The organism is Magnetospirillum sp. LM-5 (assembly GCF_902729445.1).
GTDB lineage: Bacteria > Pseudomonadota > Alphaproteobacteria > Rhodospirillales > Magnetospirillaceae > Magnetospirillum.
In genome coordinates this window covers 15317-36296 of the sequence record NZ_CACVCE010000003.1, presented here as the reverse complement: position 1 = coordinate 36296, position 20980 = coordinate 15317, and the positions used below count along the sequence as shown (strand labels likewise).

25 protein-coding genes are annotated in these 20980 nt (G+C 65.2%); 5 read left to right on the top strand and 20 right to left on the bottom strand.

What is annotated here, in order from left to right; translation table 11 throughout:
* The 4 genes from plsX to MTBLM5_RS02460 form a co-directional block, all read right to left on the bottom strand.
* Positions 1–1056, bottom strand: a complete 1056-nt coding sequence (gene plsX, locus MTBLM5_RS02475; RefSeq protein ID WP_173974228.1) for a phosphate acyltransferase PlsX — start codon at positions 1054–1056, stop codon at positions 1–3.
* Positions 1057–1087: 31 nt separating this feature from the next.
* Positions 1088–1276, bottom strand: coding sequence for a 50S ribosomal protein L32 (gene rpmF / locus MTBLM5_RS02470; RefSeq protein WP_068500199.1), 189 nt, complete (start codon positions 1274–1276; stop codon positions 1088–1090).
* Between the two features lie 88 nt (positions 1277–1364).
* A complete protein-coding gene (locus tag MTBLM5_RS02465) occupies positions 1365–1904 on the bottom strand; it encodes a DUF177 domain-containing protein (RefSeq protein WP_173974227.1) in 540 nt (179 codons plus the stop codon).
* Positions 1901–2458, bottom strand: coding sequence for a ubiquinol-cytochrome C chaperone family protein (locus tag MTBLM5_RS02460; protein WP_173974226.1), 558 nt, complete (start codon positions 2456–2458; stop codon positions 1901–1903). The genes MTBLM5_RS02465 and MTBLM5_RS02460 overlap by 4 nt, the downstream gene beginning before the upstream one ends.
* A gap of 121 nt (positions 2459–2579) precedes the next feature.
* Here MTBLM5_RS02460 and MTBLM5_RS02455 point away from each other — a divergent pair, with 121 nt between their 5' ends.
* The gene (locus tag MTBLM5_RS02455) at positions 2580–3029 is read left to right on the top strand and encodes an outer membrane protein assembly factor BamE (RefSeq protein WP_173974225.1); all 450 of its coding nucleotides are present in this window, start codon (positions 2580–2582) and stop codon (positions 3027–3029) included.
* A gap of 84 nt (positions 3030–3113) precedes the next feature.
* Here MTBLM5_RS02455 and MTBLM5_RS02450 read toward each other — a convergent pair whose 3' ends face one another.
* The 11 genes from MTBLM5_RS02450 to rpiB form a co-directional block, all read right to left on the bottom strand.
* Positions 3114–5192: a sodium-translocating pyrophosphatase gene (locus MTBLM5_RS02450; RefSeq protein WP_173974224.1), complete on the bottom strand. Its 2079-nt coding sequence runs from the start codon at positions 5190–5192 to the stop codon at positions 3114–3116.
* Between the two features lie 203 nt (positions 5193–5395).
* The gene (locus tag MTBLM5_RS02445) at positions 5396–5863 is read right to left on the bottom strand and encodes a flagellar basal body-associated protein FliL (protein WP_173974223.1); all 468 of its coding nucleotides are present in this window, start codon (positions 5861–5863) and stop codon (positions 5396–5398) included.
* Positions 5860–6858: a thiamine-phosphate kinase gene (gene thiL / locus MTBLM5_RS02440; protein ID WP_173974222.1), complete on the bottom strand. Its 999-nt coding sequence runs from the start codon at positions 6856–6858 to the stop codon at positions 5860–5862. Before thiL ends, MTBLM5_RS02445 begins: the two co-directional genes overlap by 4 nt.
* 29 nt (positions 6859–6887) lie before the next feature.
* Positions 6888–7376 carry a transcription antitermination factor NusB gene (gene nusB, locus MTBLM5_RS02435; RefSeq protein WP_173974221.1) on the bottom strand — a complete coding sequence of 163 codons (489 nt, stop codon included), beginning with the start codon at positions 7374–7376 and terminating at the stop codon, positions 6888–6890.
* Positions 7373–7825: a 6,7-dimethyl-8-ribityllumazine synthase gene (locus MTBLM5_RS02430; protein WP_173974220.1), complete on the bottom strand. Its 453-nt coding sequence runs from the start codon at positions 7823–7825 to the stop codon at positions 7373–7375. The genes nusB and MTBLM5_RS02430 overlap by 4 nt, the downstream gene beginning before the upstream one ends.
* 12 nt (positions 7826–7837) lie before the next feature.
* Positions 7838–8992 (bottom strand): 3,4-dihydroxy-2-butanone-4-phosphate synthase, encoded by a 1155-nt coding sequence (gene ribB, locus MTBLM5_RS02425; protein WP_173974219.1) that lies wholly within the window; start codon positions 8990–8992, stop codon positions 7838–7840.
* Complete coding sequence (locus tag MTBLM5_RS02420; RefSeq protein ID WP_173974218.1) at positions 8964–9557, bottom strand: riboflavin synthase; 594 nt, start codon at positions 9555–9557, stop codon at positions 8964–8966. Before MTBLM5_RS02420 ends, ribB begins: the two co-directional genes overlap by 29 nt.
* Before the next feature lie 15 nt (positions 9558–9572).
* Positions 9573–10649 carry a bifunctional diaminohydroxyphosphoribosylaminopyrimidine deaminase/5-amino-6-(5-phosphoribosylamino)uracil reductase RibD gene (gene ribD / locus MTBLM5_RS02415; RefSeq protein ID WP_173974217.1) on the bottom strand — a complete coding sequence of 359 codons (1077 nt, stop codon included), beginning with the start codon at positions 10647–10649 and terminating at the stop codon, positions 9573–9575.
* 16 nt (positions 10650–10665) lie between these two features.
* Positions 10666–11133, bottom strand: coding sequence for a transcriptional regulator NrdR (nrdR, locus tag MTBLM5_RS02410; protein WP_068500177.1), 468 nt, complete (start codon positions 11131–11133; stop codon positions 10666–10668).
* Between the two features lie 63 nt (positions 11134–11196).
* Positions 11197–12480: a serine hydroxymethyltransferase gene (gene glyA, locus MTBLM5_RS02405; protein WP_173974216.1), complete on the bottom strand. Its 1284-nt coding sequence runs from the start codon at positions 12478–12480 to the stop codon at positions 11197–11199.
* A 31-nt stretch (positions 12481–12511) separates the two neighbouring features.
* Positions 12512–12949, bottom strand: coding sequence for a ribose 5-phosphate isomerase B (gene rpiB, locus MTBLM5_RS02400; protein WP_173974215.1), 438 nt, complete (start codon positions 12947–12949; stop codon positions 12512–12514).
* Positions 12950–13289: 340 nt separating this feature from the next.
* On the opposite strand from rpiB, the gene MTBLM5_RS02395 reads away from it, so the two are divergent.
* Positions 13290–13742, top strand: coding sequence for a MucR family transcriptional regulator (locus MTBLM5_RS02395; RefSeq protein ID WP_068500173.1), 453 nt, complete (start codon positions 13290–13292; stop codon positions 13740–13742).
* 50 nt (positions 13743–13792) lie between these two features.
* Here the strand turns inward: MTBLM5_RS02395 and MTBLM5_RS02390 are convergent, their stop codons facing one another.
* Entirely contained in the window at positions 13793–13978 is a 186-nt protein-coding gene (locus tag MTBLM5_RS02390; RefSeq protein WP_068500171.1) for a hypothetical protein, read from the bottom strand.
* Positions 13975–15039, bottom strand: coding sequence for an enoyl-CoA hydratase/isomerase family protein (locus MTBLM5_RS02385; RefSeq protein WP_173974214.1), 1065 nt, complete (start codon positions 15037–15039; stop codon positions 13975–13977). Before MTBLM5_RS02385 ends, MTBLM5_RS02390 begins: the two co-directional genes overlap by 4 nt.
* A 145-nt stretch (positions 15040–15184) precedes the next feature.
* Between MTBLM5_RS02385 and MTBLM5_RS02380 the strand changes: the two genes are divergently transcribed.
* The 3 genes from MTBLM5_RS02380 to MTBLM5_RS02370 all read left to right on the top strand — a co-directional run bounded on the left by MTBLM5_RS02380 (position 15185) and on the right by MTBLM5_RS02370 (position 18135).
* Entirely contained in the window at positions 15185–16477 is a 1293-nt protein-coding gene (locus MTBLM5_RS02380; RefSeq protein WP_173974213.1) for an O-acetylhomoserine aminocarboxypropyltransferase/cysteine synthase family protein, read from the top strand.
* A gap of 39 nt (positions 16478–16516) precedes the next feature.
* On the top strand, positions 16517–17521 hold the full coding sequence (gene hemB, locus MTBLM5_RS02375; protein WP_173974212.1) for a porphobilinogen synthase: 1005 nt from the start codon (positions 16517–16519) through the stop codon (positions 17519–17521).
* Positions 17522–17646: 125 nt separating this feature from the next.
* Positions 17647–18135, top strand: coding sequence for a pentapeptide repeat-containing protein (locus MTBLM5_RS02370; RefSeq protein ID WP_173974211.1), 489 nt, complete (start codon positions 17647–17649; stop codon positions 18133–18135).
* 6 nt (positions 18136–18141) lie between these two features.
* Here the strand turns inward: MTBLM5_RS02370 and MTBLM5_RS02365 are convergent, their stop codons facing one another.
* From MTBLM5_RS02365 to MTBLM5_RS02355, 3 genes are all read right to left on the bottom strand, one after another.
* The gene (locus tag MTBLM5_RS02365; RefSeq protein ID WP_173974210.1) at positions 18142–19833 is read right to left on the bottom strand and encodes an exo-beta-1,3-glucanase; all 1692 of its coding nucleotides are present in this window, start codon (positions 19831–19833) and stop codon (positions 18142–18144) included.
* Positions 19834–19914: 81 nt separating this feature from the next.
* On the bottom strand, positions 19915–20100 hold the full coding sequence (locus MTBLM5_RS02360) for a hypothetical protein (RefSeq protein WP_173974209.1): 186 nt from the start codon (positions 20098–20100) through the stop codon (positions 19915–19917).
* 70 nt (positions 20101–20170) lie between these two features.
* On the bottom strand, positions 20171–20944 hold the full coding sequence (locus tag MTBLM5_RS02355) for a squalene/phytoene synthase family protein (RefSeq protein WP_173974208.1): 774 nt from the start codon (positions 20942–20944) through the stop codon (positions 20171–20173).
* Positions 20945–20980 lie beyond the last annotated feature (36 nt).

Genomic DNA, 20980 nt, shown 5'->3' with positions numbered 1-20980 from the left:
TCAGAGGTTGCCGGCGGCAAGCCGCGCTGTTTGGGATTCCGCCGCATGCAGATGCTCGACCTCGCGGCGGATGCGGTCGTTGTAGCCGTGCGCCACCAGATCGACGGCGGTGCCGACCGCGTTGGCAAAGCCGAAGGCGTCGGTGCCGCCATGGCTTTTGACGGCGATGCCGTTGAGGCCCAGGAACATGGCGCCGTTATAGCGGCGCGGATCGGTGCGGACCTTGACCTTGTGCAGCGCGTGGCGCGCGAACAGATAGCCGATCTTGGCCAGCAAGGAATTCTTGAAGCCTTCCTTCAGGCAGGTGGCGTACAGCCGCACCGTGCCTTCGGCGGTCTTCAGCGCGATATTGCCGGTGAAACCGTCGGTCACCACCACATCGACCGTGCCGGCGCAGATGTCGTTGCCCTCGACGAAGCCGTGGAAACGGATCGGCAGGCCGCTGTCGCGAAGCGTGGCGGCGGCGGTCTTGACCGCGTCGTTGCCCTTCAGGTCTTCGGACCCGACATTCAACAGGCCGACGGTCGGCTTTTCCAGCCCCAGCACGGCGCGGGCGAACACCTCGCCCATCACCGCGAACTCCACCAGATTGTTGGCGTTGCAATCGACGTTGGCGCCCAGGTCCAGCATCACCGTTTCCCCCTTGATGGTGGGAAACAGGCCGGCGATGGCCGGGCGGTCGATGCCGGGCAGCATGCGCAGCACGAACTTCGACACCGCCATCAGCGCGCCGGTATTGCCGGCCGACACCACGCCGGCCGCCTCGCCGCGCGCCACCGCATCCACCGCCAGCCACATGCTGGAACGGCGGCCGGTCCGCAGCACCTGGCCGGGCTTGGCGTCGTTCGACACCGCCTCGGTGGTGTGGTGAATCGTGCAGACGGCGTCCAGATCCGGATACCGTTTCAACAACGGTTCGATCCGGGCCTGGTCGCCGAACAGCATGTAGCGCACATGCGGCAGCCGGACATGAGCCATGCGCAACCCGTCGATCACCATATCGGGGGCGTGGTCGCCGCCCATGGCGTCGATGGAAATGGTGACGGCTGCGCTCACGGTGCCGTGCTCCGCTGGCGGGGGTTACGCTTTACGCGTTGGCTTCGCCCTGAGCCACGATCTCGCGCCCGTCATAATGACCGCACGAACCGCAGACGTGATGCGGCAGCTTCACTTCGCCGCAATTCGGGCATTCGACCCCGGTGGTCTTCGGCAGCGCATGATGCGCGCGGCGCATGTTGCGGCGGGACTTGGAGGTCTTCTTCTTCGGCACAGCCATTGTCGTCTACTCTCAGCTCTGAAGCCCTTACGGGAAAGGGAGGTTTATTAGCCAAAAAGGGGGGCAAGAGCAAGGGGATGCTTGCCCCTCAGCGCTTTTTTTCATGAAACCGTGCCAATGCGGCGAACGGGTTGGGCTTGGTCTCCGGTTCCGGGGGCTCGATTTCGACGCCAACATACGCGGTTCCGGGCTTCCTGGGAAAGGGATCAATTGCCAGGGCCAGATGTTCGGCGATCGCCTCGCCCACATCGATGGCGCCATCGACGATCGGCTCGGGCGGGTCCTCGTCGTCGATGGACAGGTCGATCTCGCCGCCATCCTCTTCGGTGCCGCCGCCGAAGGTCATCGAGAAGCGGGTATCGATCTCGGCCTCGATGGGCTCGAGGGTCACCACGCAGGTCTGCACCAGCCGCGCGGTGATGGAGGCCGCAAGCCGCACCATGGTCCCGCCGGCGATGGCCTTCAAGGTGACCTGGGCGTCCAGGGCGGAAATCTCCACCAGATCGAAACGATCGGCCAGGGCCGCCCGCTCGGCCGGGCTGGCGGTCACCTTCATCTCGGTGCCCTTGGCCGAAATCTGGTCGATGCGCACCAGGCGCGACATCTCGGGCGGCGGCAGATCGATCATGGCCGCACCTCGACGGGCAGATGGAACGAAACCGTGCCGGCCAGCAGGGCGGCATCGTCCTGCGCCTCCAGCAGGGCGTCCTGCGCACGCATATAGGCCATCATCGCCGCCACCTGCTCTGGCGTGGGCGAGACCTTCTGATAGAGGTTGCGGCCCAGCGCGGCGGCCAGGGCCGCCTCGCCCTCGTCGCGGGCCTTGTCATAGGCCGCCAGCCGGCCATAAAAGGCCTCGGCCATGCGGCGCACCCGCTTGCCGACGCCGGTGTCGGTGACGCCCAGCTCACGCAGGTTCTGGTCCATGTCGGCGAACATCAGGTCGAAGGTGGCCTGCGACACTTCACGCGCTTCGTCCGTCTCGATCCGACCCAGCCGGCGCACCAGCAGATAGGCGTTCAAGATCAACAGGTCGAACCGCCCCTCCAGCGTGTCGGCCACCCCCAGATCGGTATAGAAGACCGGCTGACGGCTTTGGGTGACCAGCGCGCGGTAAAGCGCGATTGCGGCCTTCTCGCGACGAATGCGGTCCGAGAAACGGCGAATAGTGGCAAGCGGCATGGGGAGCGATGAATCCGATCATGTGCGGGGTCGTTGACAATCGAGCCCCCGGGCGTGCAATGTTCGTCACCAAAATGGCGGCGAAGCGCGCCCGCTGTCAATGCTTCGGCCAAGGTCGACCATGAAGAATCCGATCAGCACCTTTGTTATCGTCGCGACCCTTTCGGTGATGGCGGCGTCTTGCACCAAGACCGTCGATAATCGCGGTCACCTGCCCCAGGCCGAGGAATTGGCGGCCATCAAGCCGGGCAAGTCCACCCGCGAGGATGTGCAGGCCCTGTTGGGCTCGCCGTCGGCCACCCTTAATTACGGCGATGAAAGCTGGCAGTACGTTTCCGCCAAGTCGGAGACGGTGGCCTTCTTCAAGCCGAAATTCGTCGAGCGTCAGGCCATCAGCATCACCTTCGACCGCGCTGGCCTGGTCAAAAGCGTGATCACCCGCAACATGGAAGACGGCCAGGTGGTCGAGGTGGTCGATCGCGAGACCCCGACCGCCGGCAAGGAATTGTCGATCCTGGAACAGGTGGTCGGCAATGTCGGCCGCTTCTCGAAGGATTCGGCGGCGAAGTAGGCCTTCCCTTCCCGGCCGCCCCACCCAGACAACAAAAAAGCCCCGGTCGTTTCCGACCGGGGCTTCTTGTTTAGGGGCCGATGATCAACCAGCCACCATCGCCAGCAACAGAATGGCGACGATGTTGATGATCTTGATCATCGGGTTGACGGCCGGGCCGGCGGTGTCCTTGTAGGGATCGCCGACGGTGTCGCCGGTCACCGCCGCCTTGTGGGCGTCGGAACCCTTGCCACCATGATGGCCGTCCTCGATGTACTTCTTGGCGTTGTCCCAGGCACCACCGCCCGAGGTCATCGAGATGGCCACGAACAGGCCGGTCACGATGGTACCCAGCAGCATGGCGCCCATGGCGGTGAAGGCCGACCGCTGATCGGCGGCCAGCAGGATCACGAAGTACAGCACCACCGGCGACAGGACCGGCAGCATCGACGGGATGATCATTTCCTTGATCGCCGCCTTGGTCAGCATGTCCACGGCACGACCGTAGTCGGGCTTGGCGGTGCCTTCCATGATGCCGGGGATTTCCTTGAACTGGCGGCGGACTTCCACCACCACCGAACCGGCGGCACGACCGACCGCCTGCATGCCCATGGCACCGAACAGGTAGGGCAGCAGACCGCCGAGGAACAGGCCGATCACCACATAGGGATCCTCAAGGCTGAACGTGATGTTCAGGTTGGGGAAGTAGTGCTTCAGGTCCTCGGTGTAGGCAGCGAACAGCACCAGCGCGGCCAGACCGGCCGAACCGATGGCATAGCCCTTGGTGACCGCCTTGGTGGTGTTGCCGACGGCGTCCAGCGCGTCGGTGATCTTGCGGACCTCCTTCGGCAGTTCGGCCATTTCGGCGATGCCACCGGCATTGTCGGTGACCGGGCCATAGGCGTCGAGCGCCACGATCATGCCGGCCAGGGCCAGCATGGTGGTGGCCGCCACCGAGATGCCGAACAGGCCGGCGATCTTGAAGGCGACGATGATGGCGACCGAGATCACGATCACCGGCAGGGCGCAGGCTTCCATCGAAACCGCCAGACCCTGGATGACGTTGGTGCCGTGGCCGGTGGTCGAGGCCTGAGCCACCGAGCGGACCGGGCGATAATCGGTACCGGTATAGTACTCGGTGATCCACACCAAGAGGCCGGTGACGACCAGGCCGATCAGGGCGCACATGAACAGGCCCATGCCGGTGATGGTCTTGCCGGCAGCGTCGAAGGTGGCGTCGAAGCCGCCCAGGGTGGTGCTGATGACGCCGGCGATCAGGACCGCCGACAGCAGGCCGGTGACGATCAGACCCTTATACAGGGCCTTCATGATGTTGTTGCTGGCATCCAGCTTGACGAAGAAGGTGCCGACGATCGAGGCGAAGATGCAGACGCCGCAGATGACCAGCGGCAGCATCATCATCGTTTCCTGGGCGGCACCGGTGAAGAAGATCGAGCCCAGCAGCATGGTGCCGACGACGGTCACCGCATAGGTCTCGAACAGGTCGGCGGCCATGCCGGCGCAGTCGCCGACATTGTCGCCGACATTGTCGGCGATCACGGCCGGGTTGCGGGGATCGTCCTCGGGGATGCCGGCTTCGACCTTACCCACCAGGTCGGCACCGACGTCGGCGCCCTTGGTGAAGATGCCACCGCCCAGACGGGCGAAGATCGAGATCAGCGAGGCGCCGAACGACAGGGCCACCAGGGCTTCCAGCAGCTTGCGCGGATCGATGCCGACGCTCTTCAGGAAGGCGTAGTAGCCGGCGACGCCGATCAGGCCCAGGCCGACCACCAGCAGACCGGTGATGGCGCCCGACTTGAAGGCGACGTCCAGGGCCTGCTGCATGCCACCCGAACGCGCCGCCTCGGCGGTGCGGACGTTGGCACGAACCGACACGTTCATGCCGACATAGCCGGCGACGCCGGACAGCACCGAGCCGATGACGAAGCCGACCGCCTGGTACATGCCCAGACGGGCGGCCAGGATGACGGCGACGCCAACGCCGACGATGGCGATGGTGGTGTACTGACGATTGAGATAGGCGGCAGCGCCTTCCTGGATGGCACCAGCGATTTGCTGCATGCGTTCAGTGCCGGCGGACGTCGCCATGACGGACTTGATGGCATAGGCTCCGTAGAGCAGCGCCAGCACGCCGCACGCGATGACGAAGAGACTTAGCATGTTGTTTCGATCCCCTGAGCAGCTTTATTGACTTTCGCGCCCTGGATGCAACCGGCGTAACGTGTCGGATCAAGCATGGAGGACAACGCAAGCGGCTGAAAAACTGCCAGAAGACCGGACCTTATGCAATCGATTGCTACCGATTTGAAAGGTTCTTCGCAATTATAAGAATTTACTAATTCAATGACAATTGCGACCCGGCGTCATTTTACCGTCGATTGCTCGATCAAGACATCCTTGATCATGCCGGCGCCAAGCACCTTGTCCGCCTGATATTGCAGACGGCGCTGGATGGTCGCGTGATCCAGTTGCGGCTGGTTGCGCAAATGGCCGGGAAGAAACGACATCATTTCCTGCAAGAAGGCGTTTTGCAGTCGCGGCAGATTCTGCGCGACCTTTTCTTTCTTCTCGTAGGGGACTTCAAGCTTGATGATCATCTCGGCCTGCTTCTTGATCTCGCGGTCTTGCACAACCGGAACGATCAGAATGCCGAATTCGACGAAACTGGGCGGGGTCACCGCCGGAACCTTGGGCGCGTTGGGGTCGGCCGGAGCGTTGCCGACCAGCTGATTGAACTTGGCCAAGGGGTCGACGCCCCAGAAATACAGGCCGCCGATCAGGCCGCCGACCATGATCAGGAAGGCGAGGACGATGAACAGCAAACGGATCATGCCGGCTCACCCCGGAAATGGCGCCAGCCCGGCCGGGGCAATGGAATGGCCAGGCCGTCTCGATCCAGGACGGTGACGCCCGTGCCGGCGGTGATGCACCCGATCTCGGTCAGCGACGTGTCGGTCTCGCGGGCAAGCGTCAGCAAGAGATCGGTTCCTTCCCGAGGAGCGGTGAACAGCAGTTCGTAATCATCGCCGCCGGTCAGCACCGTGGCAAGTCGCGATTGATCGGCCGCGACCACCGCGCGGGCCGCCGCAGACATCGGCACCTTGTCCGCCTCGACCACAGCGCCGACGCCGGACGCCCGGCACAGATGGCCGAGATCCTGGACCAGCCCGTCGGACACGTCCATCGCCGCCCGCGCCACGCCGACCAGCCTGGGCCCCAAAAGGGTGCGCGGACGCGGCAGCCGGTAGCGGTCGGCCAGGGCGGCGCGATGGTCGGCCGAGACCATATCCAGCCCGCCTTGGGCCGCCAGCAGCCCCAGCGCGCCGTCGCCGATGGTGCCGCTGACCCACAGGCGGTCGCCGACCTGCGCGTGGCGGCGCAACAGAGCCCTGCCCGCCTCGACCCGGCCGAAGGCGGTCAGCGACAGGGTCAGCGGGCCGGGCGTCGATACCGTGTCGCCGCCGATCAGGGCGATGGCAAAGGCTTCGACATCCTGCTTCAAGCCGGCGGCGAAGGCCGTCAACCACGCCATTGACACATCGGTCGGGAACGACGCCGCCAGCAGCACCGCGAAGGGCACCGCTCCCTTGGCGGCCAGATCGGACAGATTGACGCGGACCAGCTTGCGGGCGACCAGGTCGGGTGGATCGTCGGGCAGGAAATGCACGCCGGCGACCATGGCATCGACGGTGACCACCAATTGCTGTCCGGCCGGCACCTCCAGCAAGGCGGCGTCGTCGGTCAGCCCCAGGGCGCCGGGATAGGACGCGGACAGCGGAGCGAACAAATCGGCGATCAGGGCGAATTCGTCAGGCTGAGTGCTCACGCTCGCCCCCTTTTGGACCCAGGTGCCGTCTAGGCGCCGCCCTTGGCGAACTCGTCGGGCCGCACCGCGCGGGCGACCTTGTCCAGCACGGCGTTGACCAGTCCTGGTTCGGGGCCGGAATAAAAGGCGTGGGCCACGTCCACATATTCAGAGATCGCCACCCGGGTCGGGGTCTGCGGCCGCATCTTCAGCTCCAGCGAGCCGGCCCGCAAGATGGCCCGCAACACCGCTTCCAGGCGATCGACGGTCCAGTCCCGCGTCAGCGCCGCCCCGATCAGACGGTCGAGATCGGCACCGTCGGCGGCGACGCCGGTGATCAGGAAGGTGGCCAGATCCAGATCGGGCTGGGCCATGCCGCCCCGCGGCTCACCCTCGACCCGCTCGCGCAGATGGTCCAGCGCCTGGGCAACGCTGTCGTCGCCGATTTCCATCGAGTAAAGCGCCTGAACCGCGGCCAATCGGCCGGCGGAACGACGGGCGGCGCCCGGATTGGGGCTGCGCGCGGGTGACTTGCTCATTGGTCCAGTTTCAGTTCGCGTTTGATGTCGAGCATGCGCAGACAGGCCCTGGCCGCCATGCCACCGATATTCTTGCGGGTCGGATCGGCCCGCTTCAAGGCCTGGGCCTCGTTGTGCACCGTCAGGATGCCGTTGCCCAGCGCCAGATGATAACGCAGGGATAAATCGCAGCATCCACGCATGCTTTCCGTGCACACATGATCGTAATGATCGCTTTCGCCACGAATGGCCGTCCCCAGGACGACATAGCCGTCATAGCGCCGGGCCGACGGGTCGCGCCCTTGCGCCGCCACCACCATTTCCAGGCAGGCGGGGATTTCCAGCACGCCGGGAACGGTCAGGACGTCGCAGGTGGCCCCGCCCTGGGCCAGCGCCTGTTTGGCGCCGTCCAGCAGCATGTCGGCCAAATGGTCGTAGAAACGGGCTTCCAGGATCAGGATATGGGTCACGGGCACCCTCCCCTAGGCCTGGTTAATCGGTTGCTGGCCGACCACTTCCAAGCCGAAACCTTCCAGGCCGACGATGGTCTTCTTGGTGTTGGACAGCAAGGTCATACGGCTGACGCCCAGGTCCAGCAGGATTTGCGCGCCGACGCCGTAATCGCGCAGCTCGACCGGGGCCGGCTTGGAATCCAACTGGGCGCGGACCCGATCGGACAGGCTGGTCGGACGCGGCTCGCGCACCAGCACGATGATGCCACGGCCCTTGGCGGCAATCGTTTCCATAGCGGAATGGAGCTGGCCGGCCTTGCCCGAGCCCTGGTCACCCAGCACGTCGTCCAGGATGTTGACGGCATGGACGCGCACCAGCACCGGCTCGTCGCCGCCGCCTGCGATGTCGCCCTTCACCAGGGCGATATGCTCGGCGTAAGCCACCTGGTTGACATAGACCACCATGCGCCAGTCGCCGCCCCACTTGGAATGGAACGGGGTTTCCAGCTCGCGCCGCACGATCTTGTCGTGGCGGCGGCGATAGGCGATCAGGTCGGCGATGGTGGCGATCTTCAGCTTGTGTTCCTGCGCGAACTTCACCAGATCGGGCAGGCGGGCCATGGTGCCGTCGTCGTTCATGATCTCGCAGATCACGCCGGACGGGTTGAGACCGGCCAGGCGCGAGATATCGACCGCGGCCTCGGTATGGCCGGCGCGCACCAGCACGCCGCCTTCGCGGGCCATCAGCGGGAAGACGTGACCGGGGGTGACGATGTCGCCCTGGCCCTTTTCCGGGTCGATGGCGACCTGAACGGTGCGGGCGCGGTCGGCGGCGGAAATGCCGGTGGTCACCCCTTCGCGCGCCTCGATCGACACGGTGAAGGCGGTCTGCATGCGGGTGCCGTTGTCGCCGCTCATCGGCCGCAGGTTCAACTGCTCGCAGCGCGACCGGGTCAGCGACAGACAGATCAGGCCACGGCCGAACTTGGCCATGAAATTGATGGCGTCGGGCGTCGCCATCTGGGCCGGAATGACCAGATCGCCTTCGTTCTCGCGGTCCTCGTCATCGACCAGGATGAACATGCGGCCCTGGCGGGCCTCGTCGATGATCTCGTCGATCGAAGACAGGTACTGATGATATTCGGAAACCACCGGCTCATTCCTTCTCAAGCAGGCGGGCAACATAGCGCGCGAGCATGTCGATTTCCATATTCACACGGCTGCCGACTTGCAACTGCCCGAAAGTGGTGACCGATTGGGTATGGGGGATGACATTGATGCCGAAATTCCGGCCGTCAACCTCGTTGACAGTCAGCGAAACGCCGTCCAAAGCCACCGAGCCCTTGGGGGCGACGAACTTGGCCAGCTCGGCCGGCGCCTCGAAGACGAAGCGCATGGATTGGTTCTCGGGGGTGATCGACACCACGCGGGCGACGCCATCGACATGGCCCGAGACGATATGGCCGCCCAGCTCGTCGCCGATGCACATGGCGCGTTCCAGATTGATGCGGGTCCCCTCGGTCCAGTCGCCCAGGGTGGTCTTGGACAGGGTCTCGGCCGAGGCCTCGATGGCGTACCAGCCAGGCCCGGTCTCGATGACCGTCAGGCACACGCCGTTATGGGCGATCGAGGCGCCGATGGCGATGGTGGCGGTGTCATAGGCGGTGTTGATCTCGAAGCGGGATTCCTGCCCCGCCCCCTTCACCACCCGGCGAACCTGCGCCAAATCGGTCACGATACCGGTGAACATCGAACGCCAACTCCGTTAGAGGACTTTGTAGAATTCAACCTGATCGGCCCCGACGGTCCGGCATTCGGTCATCTCGAAGCGCGGCGTCTGCGCCAGATGGTCGATGCCGAAGCCGACGGCGGCGGCCAGACCGTCGCCGCCGATCATCCGCGGCGCCCGGAACCACACCAGCCGGTCCACCAGCCTGGCCCGCAACAGCGCCGCCGTCAGATGGGCGCCGCCTTCCACCAGGACGCGGGTGATGCCGCTTTCGGCCAGGATCATCAGGGCGGCGCCAAGATCGACGGTATGATCGGGGCCTTCCGGCACCTCGACCACGTCCACCCCGGCTTCTTCATAGACGGCGCGGCGGTTGGGGTCACAACCATCCAGGGTCAGCACCCAGCAGGGCACGTCGTTGGCGGTGGCGACCAGCCGGCTGGTCAGCGGCAGGCGCAGACGGCCATCGACCACCACGCGGACCGGCGAACGTTCTTCCAGGCCGGGCAAGCGGCAGGTCAGTTCAGGATCGTCGATCAGGGCGGTGCCGCTGCCGACCATGATGGCGTCGGTCTCGGCCCGCAACAGATGGGCCGCCTGGCGGGCGGCGTCCGTGGTGATCCAGCGGCTTTCGCCGCCATGGGTGGCGATGCGGCCGTCCAGAGAGGTGGCCAGCTTCAAGGTCACTTCCGGGCGGCCCTCGCGGATCTTCAGGAAGAATCCGGCATTCAGGTCGCGGGCTTCGGACTCGCAGATGCCGGTGATCACATCAAGCCCAGCCTCGCGCAACCGAGCCAGGCCGCGGCCCGATACCCTGGGGTCGGGGTCTTGGGTCGCCACCACCACCCGGGAAATGCCGGCGGCGATCAAGGCGTCGGCGCAGGGCGGGGTCTTGCCGTGATGGGAACAAGGTTCCAGGGTGACGAAGGCGGTGGCGCCGCGGGCATCCAAGCCGGCCATGGCCAGGGCCTCGGTCTCGGCATGGGGGCGCCCGCCCGGCTGGGTCCAGCCGCGCCCGACCACCCGCCCGCCATGGGCGATGACGCAGCCGACCGCCGGATTGGGCCAGACATTGCCAAGGCCGCGCCGAGCCAAAGCCAGCGCGGCCCGCATATGGGCCCTGTCGAGGTCAGTCGTCGTCGATGCCACCGACCACCATCTTTCCCAGGAAATCCTCGAAGTCCTTGGCTTCGCGGAAATTGCGATAGACCGAGGCGTAGCGGACATAGGCGACCTTGTCGAGGTCCATCAGCACGTCCATCACCAGCTCGCCGACATATTTCGACGGCACCTCGTTCTCGCCCATGCTTTCCAGCCGGCGGTGGATGCCGTTGACGATGCGTTCGATCTGATCCTCGTCGACCGGGCGCTTCCTCAGCGCGATGCGCAGGGACTTGACCAGCTTCTCGCGGTCGAAGGGGACGCGCACGCCATCCTTCTTGACCACCACCAGGTCGCGGATCTGCACCCGCTCGAAGGTGGTGAAACGCGAGCCGCAGGCCGGGCAGGACCGGCGGCGGCGAATGGCCGAGTTATCCTCGGTCGGCCGCGAATCCTTCACCTGGGTATCGTCGTGACCACAAAACGGACAGCGCATGCATTCCCCCCTTCCCGATCCGGCGGCGCCCCGTCGAGAGGCGGCCGCCGACGGTTCAATCGCTTACGAATAGATCGGGAAACGGCGGCACAGCTCCGCCACTTCCGCCCGGGCCTTGGCCTCGGCCGCCGAATTGTCGTCGGGGCTGGCGGCCAGGCCGTCCAGAACGTCGCCGATCAGCTCGCCGATCTTGGTGAACTCGGCCACCCCGAAGCCACGGGTGGTGCCGGCCGGGGTGCCCAGACGGACACCCGAGGTGATGGTCGGCTTTTCCGGATCGAAGGGGATGCCGTTCTTGTTGCAGGTCATGCCGGCATGTTCCAGGCTGGCCTCGGCGGCCTTGCCGGTCAGCTTCTTCGGGCGCAGATCGACCAGCATCAGGTGCGAATCGGTGCCGCCCGAGACGATGGCCAGGCCGCGACGGACCAAGGTGTCGGCCAGGGCGCGGGCATTATCCACCACCTGACGGGCATAAAGCTTGAATTCCGGCTGCAGCGCCTCGCCGAAGGCCACCGCCTTGCCGGCGATGACATGCATCAAGGGGCCGCCCTGGATGCCGGGGAAGATCGCCGAGTTGATCTTCTTGCCCAGCGCCTCGTCGTTGGCCAGGATCATGCCGCCGCGCGGGCCGCGCAGGGTCTTGTGGGTGGTGGTGGTCACCACATGGGCGTGCGGGAACGGGTTGGGATAGACCCCGCCGGCGACCAGGCCGGCGAAGTGGGCCATGTCCACCATGAACAGCGCGCCGACTTCATCGGCGATCTTGCGGAAGCGGGCGAAGTCGATGACGCGCGGATAGGCCGAGCCGCCGGCGATGATCAGCTTCGGCTTGTGCTCGCGGGCCAGGGCCTCGACCTCGTCGAAATCGATCTGGGCGTCTTGCAGACGCACGCCGTACTGCACCGCCTTGAACCACTTGCCAGACTGGTTGGGCGGCGCGCCATGGGTCAGGTGGCCGCCGGCGGCCAGGCTCATGCCCATGATGGTATCGCCGGGCTGGACCAGCGCCATGAAGACGCCCTGGTTGGCCTGCGAGCCCGAGCTGGGCTGGACGTTGGCATAAGAGCAGCCGAACATCTTGCAGGCCCGCTCGATGGCCAGCTGCTCGACGATGTCGACGAACTCGCAACCGCCGTAATAGCGCTTGCCGGGATAGCCCTCGGCATACTTGTTGGTCAGCACCGAGCCTTGAGCCTCCAGCACGGCCCGCGACACGATGTTCTCGGACGCGATCAGTTCGATCTGGTCCTGCTGGCGCTTCAGTTCCTTGCCGACGGCGGCGAACACGTCGGGATCACGGTCGGCCAGGGAAGTACGGAAGAAAGGCTCGGTGGAGGTGCTGGACATCGGGAATCTTTCGTCAGGGGAGGTTTTTGCTTCAATCGCCAAGCTTGGCGACCCGACGAGCATGGCGCCCGCCTTCGAATTCGGTGGCAAGGAAGATCTCGACGCATTCGCGGGCCACTTCCGGCCCCATGGTGCGCCCGCCCAGCACCAACACGTTGGCGTCATTGTGCTGGCGGCACATCCGGGCGCCATAGGCGTCGTGCACCAGGGCGGCGCGGACATGGCGATGGCGGTTGGCGGCGATCGAGATGCCGATGCCGGTGCCGCACATCAAGATGCCCCGGCTGGCGCGGCCGTCCTTCAAGGCCTGGGCCATCGCCTGGGCGTAATCGGGATAATCGACCGACGACGAATCGTGGGTGCCGAGATCGAGAACGGCGCAGCCCTTGTCCTCGAGAATCTGGCGCAGCATCGTCTTCATTTCGATGCCGCCGTGATCTGAAGCCAAAGCGATGATTTCCTGCGTCATTTCCATCCGTCCGAACCCGTCATGCATTGACGCCGCTAAATACCATATGTCGGCCTGCCTTGCCAATCCGGCACAAGCTCATGCGGCACCGGGATTTTGCGCCCCGCCGCTTCTTGAGCCGGCGATGTTGGCGGGCGGCGCCCTTGATGACCGTCAAGTGACGATGGCGGCATGGTGCAGACATCGACCGCGTTGCTTTGGTGCCTCATCCGGTCTTTTACTGATGGCGTGAGTGAACGACAAGAATTGATTACTCAAGACATTCAATTTGGAATTGACATCACAGGGCCAGCATGCATTTTATGATTCTTACGACCAAGAACATTCCTCGGGTAATGAAATGACCGACTCCATGTCCGCCAAGTCAAATCGTGACGATATCCTGCGTATGGCAGTCGATGTCGTGTCCGCCTATGTCAGCAAGAACCCGCTTCCTGCCGGGCAAATTCCCGAGATCATTCAGACCGTGTATTCGTCGCTGTCGTCGCTGGACGGTGGAGCTCCCGAGGTAAAGGTCGAGGCCCCCAAGCCGGCGGTCACGGTGAAGAAGTCGGTCACGCCCGACTACATCGTCTGCCTGGAAGACGGCAAGAAGCTGAAGATGCTGAAGCGGCACCTGCGCACCACCTACAACATGACCCCCGACGAATATCGCGCCAAGTGGGGTCTGCCGCCCGACTATCCGATGGTGGCCCCGAACTATGCCGCCCAGCGTTCCGACTTCGCCAAGAAGATCGGCCTGGGCCGCAAGGCCGGCGAAGTCGAGAAGAAGCCGGCGCGGCGCAAGGGCTGATCTTCAGATCACCAGACAACAAACGGCCGCCGGGCCTGGTCCGGCGGCCGTTATTGTTTCTGCTTTTCCAGAACGTACTGCAACTTCCTGAGCGCCACCGCCTTCAATTGCGCCTGGGTCGAGCGCGCATCGCCGACGATCGACACCTCGACCGCCGTCTCCACATCGACGGCGCTGACCTTGACGGCGTTGCCGACGCGGCGGAACTCGAACAGAACTTCACGCGATGTGGTCATGGGAATGTCAACTCGTCATTGACGCCAGCGAACAGGCGGTCGATTTCCAAAGATTGCACCAGGGCCAGGCTGGCCGGCCGCCAGCGCGGCGATTTGTCCTTGTCGATGACCAGGGCGCGGATGCCCTCGTGGAACTCGCTTCCCTGCAACAAGGTGCAGGCCAGGCGGAACTCGCGGCGGATGGCATCGTCGAAGCCCAGGCCTTGGCCTTCGGTCAATTGCCGCCAGGTCACCGCCAGACTGGTGGGCGACGCCGCCCGCATCGCGGCGGCGGCCAGGTCAGCCCAGTCCTCGCCCACCGCGTCCAGGGCAGCCATCATCGCTTGCGGCCCATCGGCACGGCACAGCTGGTCGATGGTCGCCAGCCGTCCGGCCAAGGCCGAAGGTCCGGGCGATCGATGCAGGCGCTCCAGCAGATCGGCCACCGCTTGCCCGGCATCCTCTTGCCGCGACGCCTGTTCCAGGCCGGCCCGCAAACCTTCAAGACCGGCGGCGGGCACAAAATGGGTGGCCAGCCCCGCCGCCAGCATGTCGGCCGGCCCCAGCCTGGTCCCGGTCAGGCCGAGGAACAGGCCCAGCCGCCCGGGACAACGCGACAGGAAATGGGTGGCCCCGACATCGGGAAAGAAGCCGATGGCACATTCCGGCATGGCGAACAGCGATCGTTCGGTGGCAACCCGGAAGCGGCCATTGATCGAGACACCGGCGCCACCGCCCATGACGATGCCATCCAGCACCGCCACATAGGGCTTGGCATAATGGTGGATGCGGCGGTCCAGGCGGTATTCGGCGCGGAACAGCTCGCGGTTGCCGGCCTCGTCGCCTTTCTGGCGACCGTCCCACACCGCCTTGATGTCGCCGCCGGCGGAAAAGGCCCGCTCGCCCGCCCCCTCGATCATGACCACCGTAACCGTCGGATCGGTGGCCCAGGCGGCCAGGCGTGCATCGATGGCGCCGAACTGGGTCGGCGACAGGGCGTTCAGCGCCTTGGGCCGGTTCAGGGTGACGATCCCCAAACCGCTTGATTGCCGAAACAGCGTCTCGTCGTCGGGCGTTTCCATCTGGCCATCTTTGCAAGGCTTCCGGATCGTGGCAAGCGCGCGGCAATACTACATATCAGGCATGGGTAATATTTCGGGGCCGGCTTGACAGGGTATCTGTGCGGTGTTCAACTCGCAGCCCAATGAAATCAAGGGAGGAAGGCAGATGTCGGTCAACAGCAAGAACCCGGAAACCATCGTCCTGCACGCGGGTTTCCGCGCCGATCCGGGCACCGGCTCGGTGGCGGTGCCGATCCACCAGACCACCTCCTACCTGTTCCGCGACACCCAGCATGCCGCCAATCTGTTCTCGCTGTCGGAACTGGGCAACATCTACACCCGCATCATGAACCCGACCCAGGACGTGCTGGAACAGCGTCTCACCGCGCTGGAAGGCGGCGTCGCCGCGCTGGCCACCTCGTCGGGCCAGGCGGCCAGCACCTTCGCGGTGATGAATCTGTGCCAGGCCGGCGACAATTTCGTCACCTCGACCGATCTTTACGGTGGCACCTGGAACCTGTTCGCCAACACCTTGAAGCAGTTCGGTGTCGAGGCCCGCTTCGTCGACCCCACCGACCCGCAAGCCTTCGTGCGGGCCACCGACGACAAGACCCGCTGCTGGTACGCCGAGACCCTGCCCAACCCCAAGCTGCAGGCCTTCCCGATCAAGGAGGTCGCCGCACTGGCCGAACAGACCGGCGTGCCGCTGATCATGGACAACACCGCGACCCCGGTCCTGTGCCGGCCGATCGAACACGGCGCCCATATCGTGGTCTATTCGACCACCAAGTTCATCGGCGGCCACGGCACCTCGATCGGCGGCATGATCATCGATTCCGGCAAGTTCGACTGGGAAAAGCACGGGGCCCGCTTCCCGCTGTTGACCCAGCCCGACCCCAGCTATCACGGCGCGGTGTGGACCGAGGCGGTCAAGCCGCTGGGCCCCATCGCCTATATCATCCGCGCCCGCGTCATCTTGCAGCGCGACATCGGCGCCGCCATGTCGCCCTTCAACGCCTTCCAATTCATCCAGGGGCTGGAAACCCTGCCGTTGCGCATGCGGGTCCATTCCGACAATGCCGCCGCGGTGGCCCATTACCTGTCCAAGCATCCCAAGGTGGCCAAGGTCATCTATCCCGGAGTCCAGCAGGGCGAGACCCGCCGGCGCGCCGACGCCATCTTGAAGCACGGCTATGGCGCCCTGGTCGGTTTCGAGCTGAAGGACGGCCAGGAATCCGGCAAGCGCTTCATCGACGGGCTCGAGATGTTCTATCACGTCGCCAATATCGGCGACGCCCGCTCGCTGGCCATTCACCCGGCCAGCACCACCCATTCCCAGCTGTCCGATGATGACAAACTGGCAACTGGCGTGACCGCGGGCTATGTGCGATTGTCCGTCGGACTCGAGCATATCGACGACATCATCGCCGACCTCTCGCAGGCGCTGGACAAGGCCTGACGCCTGGGACCGGAGGGCGGCACCAAGGAGTAAAAACCCGTGCCGCTGTTCCTGCCCGACGCCCAATATCCCCGCACCCGCCTGCGCCGGACCCGTCGCCACGACTGGGCCCGGCGTCTGGTGGCGGAAACACGGCTGAGCGTCGATGATCTGATCTGGCCGCTCTTCGTGGTCGAAGGAAGTGGGGTCCGCCAGGAGGTGACCTCGATGCCGGGCGTCGCCCGCCTGTCGATCGACCTGCTGGTCGAAGCGGCCAAGCGCGCCGCCGATGTCGGCATCCCGGCCATCGCGGTGTTTCCCTCGGTCGATGCATCCTTGAAGACCCCCGACGCCCGCGAGGCGGTCAACCCCGACAATCTGGTGTGCCGCGCGGTGGCGGCGGTCAAGCAGGCGGTGCCGACGCTTGGCATCATCTGCGACGTCGCGCTGGACCCGTTCAATTCCGACGGCCATGACGGCATCGTCCGCGACGGCTATGTCGTCAACGACGAAACGGTCGATATCCTGGGCCGCATGGCGGTGGTCCAGGCCCAGGCCGGCTGCGACATCGTCGCCCCGTCCGACATGATGGACGGCCGCATCGGCGCCATTCGCGACGCGCTGGAAGCCGCCCAGTTGCACGACGTGCAGATCCTGTCCTATGCCGCCAAATACGCCTCGGCCTTCTATGGCCCGTTCCGCGACGCGGTCGGCTCGAAGGCGGCCTTGAAGGGCGACAAGAAGAACTACCAGATGGACCCGGCCAATTCCGAGGAAGCCCTGCGGGAAGTCGGCCTGGACATCGCCGAGGGCGCCGACATGGTGATGGTCAAGCCCGGCCTGCCCTATCTCGACATCGTCCGCAAGGTCAAGGATGCCTTCGCGGTGCCGACCCTGGCCTATCAGGTGTCGGGCGAGTACGCCATGATGAAGGCCGCCGCCGCCAATGGCTGGCTGGATTGGGACAAGGTGTGCCTGGAAAGCCTGGCCTGTTTCAAGCGGGCCGGGGCCGACGCGGTGCTGACCTATGCCGCGCTGGAAGTCGCCGAGCGACTGAACAAATAAACACCCAACAAATGTAGTTAGCCATCATCAAATAATCGCCTTACCGCGTCGTGATAGTCTTGCCGAATTCTACAGAATGAATGCGAACATCATACTGTTCGCATCTTCGACGGGAGGACAGTCCGATGTGGCGTTTCGCGGCGATTGCGGCCTTGGTGACGGCGATGGCGACCCCCGCCCTGGCCTATGAGCGGGCGGTCAACCCGAGCTGCAAGCTGGAAGCCGAGGCCAATTGCAATTGGGGTAACCTTTACCGGGCCAAGGCCAAGGGACTGGACCTGCGCGATGCCGCCTTCCTGTCGGCGATCCTGGACGAAGGCGATTTCGAGGGCGCCAATTTCGAGCAGGCGCTGATGCAATTGACCTATATGCGCGGCGGCAATTTCAAGAACGCCAACTTCACCCGCGCCCACATGCACGCCACCAAGATGCAGGGCGCCAATCTGGAAGGGGCGATCCTGGATCACACCAACCTGACCAGTTCGAACATGGAAGGCGCCAACCTGAAGGGCGCCTCGCTGAAGAACGCCATGCTGATGAACGCCAAGCTGTCGGGCGCCACCTGGATCGACGGCCGCGTCTGCGCGCCGGGCTCGATCGGCGAGTGCAAATAGGCGGGCTTATCCCCGCCCCTTGCCCAACCGCCATTCGGCCCAATAGGGGATGGTCATGATCAGCACCATGGCCATCCACACCAGCATCTCGGTATTGGCGAAGGCGATTTCGATCAACAGCGGCACTTGCTGGTTCCAGTCGGGATGCATCGACTGGAAATCCTCGCCCAGGTAAAGGGCCAGGGATTCCGACAACGGCGCCGACGCCGCCGCGATCAACAAAGCGATGGTCGCTTCCTTGGCCGCCTTGACCCGGGCCGGCAATTCGCCGGCGAACAGGCGGCTGATGGCGAAAGCCTCGGGCCATTTCAGCCCCAGAACGAACAGACGGACCAGGCCCCAGGCGGTCAAACCCAGGCATGGGACCAGGAATTCCAGGTTGGGAATGTCGCGATAGCGTCCGTTGAAGAAGATCAGCATGCAGATCGCCCAGACACACACGCCATAGAAGACGCCAAGCCGTCCACCCCAATGGCTTGAGGCCAGCGGCGCGCCCTCTTCCAACGAGCCGGCCGCCACCCGCAGGATAATCGCCGCAAAAATACCGTGCATAATAATGCGCGCGGCCGCCCAGACGTCCTGCAGCGGGCTATAGGCGATGGTCCAGGCATTCAGCCCCTGCCAGACGACGGCCGTTGCCAGAATTTGTGCCAGCACCGCAACGATCAGGGCGCGGACCGGGGTGAAGTTGGCCGACCGCCGCATCAGGGCCAGGGCCGCCAGCGCGCCCAGAAGGGCGGCGCCGCCCCCTTGCACTGCCCAATGGGGGTTGGCCACGACCGGCCCCGACATCGAGAACTTGACGGCGCGGTGGGTATCGACCACGCCCCAGAAGGCGCCGACGGTGCCTTCCAGCTTGGCCTTCCACGGCTGATCGAAGGCCTCGACGACGTTGTAGTCGAAGCCGTTTTCCTTCGACACCTTGGCCAGGGTCCGCACGAAGAAGGCGGCGTTTTCCATGTTGACCGCCGCCGGGCCGCGGTTGCGGCCCTTGGTCGGCCAGCCGGCCTCGCCGATCAGGATCGGCTTGCCGGGGAATTTGGCCTGGATCAGGCGGTAGATCTTGACGATATGCTCGGCCGCGCCCTCGACGCCGATGGGCTCGTCCTCCCAATAGGGCAGGATGTGGATGGTGATGAAATCCACCTCTTCGGCGACCTGGGGATAGCGCAGGTAAAAGGCCCACACGTCGGCATAGGACACCGGCTGCTTGACCTTCGACTTCACCTCGCGGATATGGGCGATCAGACGGTCGACCGGCAGGTCCTGGCGCAGCAGCACCTCGTTGCCGACGATCACCCGCTTGATGGCGTCGGGATAGGCATTGGCCGCCGCGATCAGGGCCTGGACCTCTTGGGCGTTGATTTCCGGCTTCTGGCCCAGCCAGGCCGAATGGGTCAGCTCGATGCCGTGCTTGGCGGCCAGCGCCGGCACCACGTCCAGCCCCTCGCGGCTGGTATAGGTGCGGATGCCCTTGGTGACGCCGACCAGGCTTTTCAGATCCTCCTCGATCTGGGCCGGCGGCGGATAATCGCCGCTGATCGGGCTTTGACCACGGCGGAACGGCGCGAACGACACCGACGGGAACGGCTCGTCGAAGGTCAGCCCGACCGGCACCGGCCGATTGAACCACCACCACCCCGCCAGATTGGCGAGCGCACAGAACACGACGAACGCGACCAGGGGAACAAGACGCATGGATCACCCGCCTGCCAGACCAGCCCTTTCAATAGGCGGACCGGGCCGGCGCGTCAACATGGTGAGCCGAGATGGCCCCCCCTAACCCAGCGAAGCGGCGAAGGCGGCGTTGCCGATCATCGCCGACACCACGAAGGTCCCGCCGACCGAGCCCGCGCCGATGACGTAAAGCCCGACACCCATGCAGGCCAGGATCACGGCGATTCCGATCGCCGCCGATCGCCAGGGAAACCCGTTCGGAGCTAGAATGATGGCCTTGGCAGTCATGATGTCGCCTCCGCTTATGCTTTTATTTCAACAGCATGACATAAACGGCGCGTTCTGTCCCAACCGACGGCTAAAATCGCCCCCGCCAACGATGCCACAACAGTCGAAGCGGCATCGGACGCGGACGCGACACCGATGAATCGAACGGATCGCCGCCGGCGGCGGCCAGCACCTGCAGATGCCGCCGCGCCAGGGTACCGACCAGCAGGACCGGCAGGGCGGCGCGTGGATAGGCCATTACCTGTGCCTGGTCCAGCAATTGGGCGGCGCGGGCGGTGATCGGGGCCAGGGCGGCCCGGTTGGCGGCCTGGTCGGCCTTGGCCCCGCCCGGCAGCGCCGACCAGCCGGTGCCGTGATGGAAGGCCATGGCGCGGGCCAGCCCGACCAGGGCGAAGGCGGTCCCGACCTGTTCCGCCGCCCGATGGCCCTCGGTCCCCAACAGGGTACAGGCCAGGCGGGCCAGGCAGCCGGCGGTGGCGCGGGCGTAATCCTCGACGGCGGCCAGATCGGCGAACGGGGCGGGTTCCAGATCGCTCTCGCGCGCGGTCAGCAGCGGCTCGAAATCGGTGCTGACCAGGGGCAGCTGGCGGGCCGCCCAGGCGATGGGATGGGGCCGGGCCTCGGGGTCGCGGCCGCCCTCCAGCACTTCGCGCCACCATTGCAGGCGGATCAGCCCGGCCTGGGGCTCGCGCACCTGGGTTCGGATGTTGGCCAGTTCGATATTCAGCGCATACAGGGCGAACAGTGGCTCGCGCGCGCCTTGGGGCGCGAACAGCACGGTGGCGAAACGGTCGCGGTCCAGCTTTTGAACCAGTCGGGCGGCGGGAGACAGGGCGAGATTCATCCAAAGTCCTAGGCGCGAAGGGCGTGGGCATGGCAT

Excerpts from the sequence above, each read along its gene's own strand:
- rpmF (WP_068500199.1), bottom strand. The coding sequence starts at position 1,276 with ATGGCTGTGCCGAAGAAGAAGACCTCCAAGTCCCGCCGCAACATGCGC.
- MTBLM5_RS02465 (WP_173974227.1), bottom strand. The coding sequence starts at position 1,904 with ATGATCGATCTGCCGCCGCCCGAGATGTCGCGCCTGGTGCGCATCGAC.
- MTBLM5_RS02460 (WP_173974226.1), bottom strand. The coding sequence starts at position 2,458 with ATGCCGCTTGCCACTATTCGCCGTTTCTCGGACCGCATTCGTCGCGAG.
- MTBLM5_RS02455 (WP_173974225.1), top strand. The coding sequence starts at position 2,580 with ATGAAGAATCCGATCAGCACCTTTGTTATCGTCGCGACCCTTTCGGTG.
- MTBLM5_RS02450 (WP_173974224.1), bottom strand. The coding sequence starts at position 5,192 with ATGCTAAGTCTCTTCGTCATCGCGTGCGGCGTGCTGGCGCTGCTCTAC.
- MTBLM5_RS02445 (WP_173974223.1), bottom strand. The coding sequence starts at position 5,863 with ATGATCCGTTTGCTGTTCATCGTCCTCGCCTTCCTGATCATGGTCGGC.
- nusB (WP_173974221.1), bottom strand. The coding sequence starts at position 7,376 with ATGAGCAAGTCACCCGCGCGCAGCCCCAATCCGGGCGCCGCCCGTCGT.
- ribB (WP_173974219.1), bottom strand. The coding sequence starts at position 8,992 with ATGTTGCCCGCCTGCTTGAGAAGGAATGAGCCGGTGGTTTCCGAATAT.
- MTBLM5_RS02420 (WP_173974218.1), bottom strand. The coding sequence starts at position 9,557 with ATGTTCACCGGTATCGTGACCGATTTGGCGCAGGTTCGCCGGGTGGTG.
- ribD (WP_173974217.1), bottom strand. The coding sequence starts at position 10,649 with ATGCGGGCCGCGCTGGCTTTGGCTCGGCGCGGCCTTGGCAATGTCTGG.
- nrdR (WP_068500177.1), bottom strand. The coding sequence starts at position 11,133 with ATGCGCTGTCCGTTTTGTGGTCACGACGATACCCAGGTGAAGGATTCG.
- glyA (WP_173974216.1), bottom strand. The coding sequence starts at position 12,480 with ATGTCCAGCACCTCCACCGAGCCTTTCTTCCGTACTTCCCTGGCCGAC.
- rpiB (WP_173974215.1), bottom strand. The coding sequence starts at position 12,949 with ATGACGCAGGAAATCATCGCTTTGGCTTCAGATCACGGCGGCATCGAA.
- MTBLM5_RS02395 (WP_068500173.1), top strand. The coding sequence starts at position 13,290 with ATGACCGACTCCATGTCCGCCAAGTCAAATCGTGACGATATCCTGCGT.
- MTBLM5_RS02390 (WP_068500171.1), bottom strand. The coding sequence starts at position 13,978 with ATGACCACATCGCGTGAAGTTCTGTTCGAGTTCCGCCGCGTCGGCAAC.
- MTBLM5_RS02385 (WP_173974214.1), bottom strand. The coding sequence starts at position 15,039 with ATGGAAACGCCCGACGACGAGACGCTGTTTCGGCAATCAAGCGGTTTG.
- MTBLM5_RS02380 (WP_173974213.1), top strand. The coding sequence starts at position 15,185 with ATGTCGGTCAACAGCAAGAACCCGGAAACCATCGTCCTGCACGCGGGT.
- MTBLM5_RS02370 (WP_173974211.1), top strand. The coding sequence starts at position 17,647 with ATGTGGCGTTTCGCGGCGATTGCGGCCTTGGTGACGGCGATGGCGACC.
- MTBLM5_RS02365 (WP_173974210.1), bottom strand. The coding sequence starts at position 19,833 with ATGCGTCTTGTTCCCCTGGTCGCGTTCGTCGTGTTCTGTGCGCTCGCC.
- MTBLM5_RS02360 (WP_173974209.1), bottom strand. The coding sequence starts at position 20,100 with ATGACTGCCAAGGCCATCATTCTAGCTCCGAACGGGTTTCCCTGGCGA.
- MTBLM5_RS02355 (WP_173974208.1), bottom strand. The coding sequence starts at position 20,944 with ATGAATCTCGCCCTGTCTCCCGCCGCCCGACTGGTTCAAAAGCTGGAC.